The sequence below is a fragment of the Cupriavidus sp. R6-3 genome (assembly GCF_059772245.1).
The window spans coordinates 1-2,635 of sequence record NZ_JCBAJO010000390.1; the positions used below are offsets into that span (position 1 = coordinate 1).

Sequence of the window (2,635 nt, forward strand, 5' to 3'; positions counted from 1 at the left end):
AGCGTGATCCTGGTGGAGCGCGAGCAGATCGGCGGCACCTGCGTGAACCGCGGCTGCATTCCCAAGAAGATGCTGCACTACGGCGCGACCTGGGCCGCGATCCTGTCGGGCTGCCTGTCGCATACCGGCGGACGCGAGGACTGGAACGACGCCATCGTTCGCGTCAAGGCCGAGATGGCGCGGCTGCATGCCAGCTATACACAGCGGCTGCAGGAAGCCGGCGTGCAGGTGCTGCGCGGCGAGGCGATGGTCACCGCGCCGGGCGAGGTACGGGTCGGCGGCGACACGCTGCAGGCGCGCCGCATCCTGATCGCTACCGGTTCGCGGCCGGCACCGCTGCCCGTGCCCGGCGGCGAGCTGGCCAGCACCTCCGACGACGTGTTCCAGTGGAACGGCGTGCCGGCCTCGCTGGTGGTGATCGGCGGCGGCTATATCGCGGTCGAGATGGCATCGATCCTGTCGCGCTACGGCGTCAAGGTCGACATGCTGGTGCGCGAGTCGCGGCTGCTGGAAAACTTCGACGAGGACATCGCGCTCGCGCTGGCCGAGGCCCTGACAGCCAAGGGCGTGCGGCTGCATCTGAATACCGACGTGACGCTGCTCGACCAGGCCAACGGCGCGATCGAGGTCTGCTACCGGCAGGTGGAGGAGGGCGCGATCAGCGGAAGCGGCAGCAGCAGCGGAAGCGGCGGGAACGGTGGCAAGAACGGCAAGGGCAGGGAACGGATCCACAGCGTGCGCGCGCAGGCGGCGCTGGCCGCGATTGGGCGCGAACCCAATCTCGATGGCCTCGGCCTCGAGGCGCTGGGCGTGGCGCGCGGACAGCGCGGCCTGCGCGTGGACCGGCAGTTCCGCACCAGCGTGCGCGGCATCCATGCGATCGGCGACGTCACCGAAGGACCGCAGCTGACGCCGGTGGCCACCGCGCAGGGCCGCTGGCTGGCCGACCGGCTGTTCGGCCGGCGCGGCGAGCGCGCCGACTTCGACGTGATTCCCACCGCGGTGTTCTGTGAGCCCGCGATCGGCAGCGTCGGACTGACCGAAGCGGCGGCGATCGAAGCCGCCGGCAAGCCGGAACGCATCGGCACGCGCATCAAGCGCTTCGTCTCGCTGGAGAACCGCTTCGCCGGCAACACGATGCCGTCGGTGATGAAGGTGGTTTACAACGCGCGCAGCGGGCGCGTGCTCGGCGTGCATCTGCTCGACAACGCCGCGCCCGAGATCGCGCAGTCGATCGCGGTCGCGCTGCGGCTGGGCGTGCGGCTGTCGCATCTGGAGACGACGATGCAGCTGCACCCGACGGTCGCCGAGGAGCTGTTCGGCTGAGTCGCCACAGATCCGCGGCACTGCGGGTTTGCGCCCGGCCGCTCGTCGCTCACCGCTCTGCCGTTCCACTGCTGCGCTGCCCCGCGCTCTGCCGTACTGCCGTTCCGCCGCGCCTAGCGCGACACCACCGCGGTCGCCTCGATCTCGAACAGCATGCCGTCCAGCGCCAGCCGCGAGACCGGAATCAGCGTGCAGGCCGGCGGCGGACGCGTGCCCCACATGCGCCGCAGTTCGGCGCCGAATTCCTGCAGGCGTTCCAGCGAATGGTCGACGATCAGCACGGTCAGCTTGGCCACGTCGCGCAGGTCCGCGCCGCCGGCATGCAGCGCAATCTCCAGGTTCTCCAGCGCGCGCCGCACCTGTCCGGCGAAATCCGGCGCCAACGTGCCGTGCTGGTCCTCGCCGCCCTGGCCGCTGGCGAACACGATGCGCCCCGGGGCGGTCGCCACCGCGACATGCGAGTAGGCATTCGGACTGGGGTCGTACAGGCCGTGCGGATTGACGAAGTGCAGGCTGCAGGCGGGACGGCGCGATTCGATCATGGCTTGGTTCTCGAAGAGGAGAGGATCGGGTTGCAGGGCGCGCAGCGGTTCAGTGCGCGCTCGCCCGTTGAGGAAACGGAGTGGCGCCAGTATCGAACCTCAAGTTAACCTGAGGTCAACCGTGACCCTGCTAGCATTGGGACTTTCGCTGCGAAGACCGACGCAAACCCCGCCATGCCACGCAAGCCTTCCAACGACCCATCGATCGAACGGCCGCCACGCCAGCCATCCAACGACGAATCGATCGAACGCCGTCGACGCCAGCCATCCAGCGACGAGCCAATCGAACGGCCGGTCCGCCAGCGCGGCCCCAAGGCCGCCGACCTGCTGTCGGTCGGCGAGGTCGCGGCACGCACCGGCCTGGCCGTGTCCGCGCTGCATTTCTACGAGTCCAAGGGCTTGATCCGCAGTACGCGCAGCGCCGGCAACCAGCGGCGCTATGCGCGCGCGGTGCTGCGCCAGCTGGCGGTGATCCGCGTGGCGCAGCGCATGGGCTTGCCGCTGGCCTCGATCGCCGAGGCGATGGCGCGGCTGCCGGAAGGACGCGCGCCGACGGTGGCGGACTGGCGCCGGCTGTCGGCGGCGTGGCGCGAAGACCTGGACGAGCGCATCCGCACGCTGACCCAGTTGCGCGACCAGCTCGACGGCTGCATCGGCTGCGGCTGCCTGTCTCTGAAGGCGTGCCCCTTGCGCAATCCGGGCGACACGCTGGCGGGGCAGGGGCCGTGGCCGCATCTGATGGGCGGCGGCACGGGGGGCGGCGGCAC

3 protein-coding genes are annotated in these 2,635 nt (G+C 70.4%); 2 read left to right on the forward strand and 1 reads right to left on the reverse strand.

Annotation, left to right across the window (positions count from 1 at the left end; genetic code table 11):
* Positions 1 to 1,326: dihydrolipoyl dehydrogenase family protein (locus tag AC6EI8_RS25930; RefSeq protein ID WP_498383316.1), on the forward strand; the 1,326-nt coding region annotated here is incomplete at its 5' end.
* Between the two features lie 113 nt (positions 1,327 to 1,439).
* On the opposite strand, the gene AC6EI8_RS25935 is transcribed toward AC6EI8_RS25930, so the two are convergent.
* Complete coding sequence (locus AC6EI8_RS25935; protein WP_149317416.1) at positions 1,440 to 1,868, reverse strand: RidA family protein; 429 nt, start codon at positions 1,866 to 1,868, stop codon at positions 1,440 to 1,442.
* Between the two features lie 174 nt (positions 1,869 to 2,042).
* Here AC6EI8_RS25935 and soxR point away from each other — a divergent pair.
* Positions 2,043 to 2,635 (forward strand): redox-sensitive transcriptional activator SoxR (gene soxR / locus AC6EI8_RS25940; RefSeq protein ID WP_498383317.1); only part of this gene is annotated, 593 nt, incomplete at its 3' end.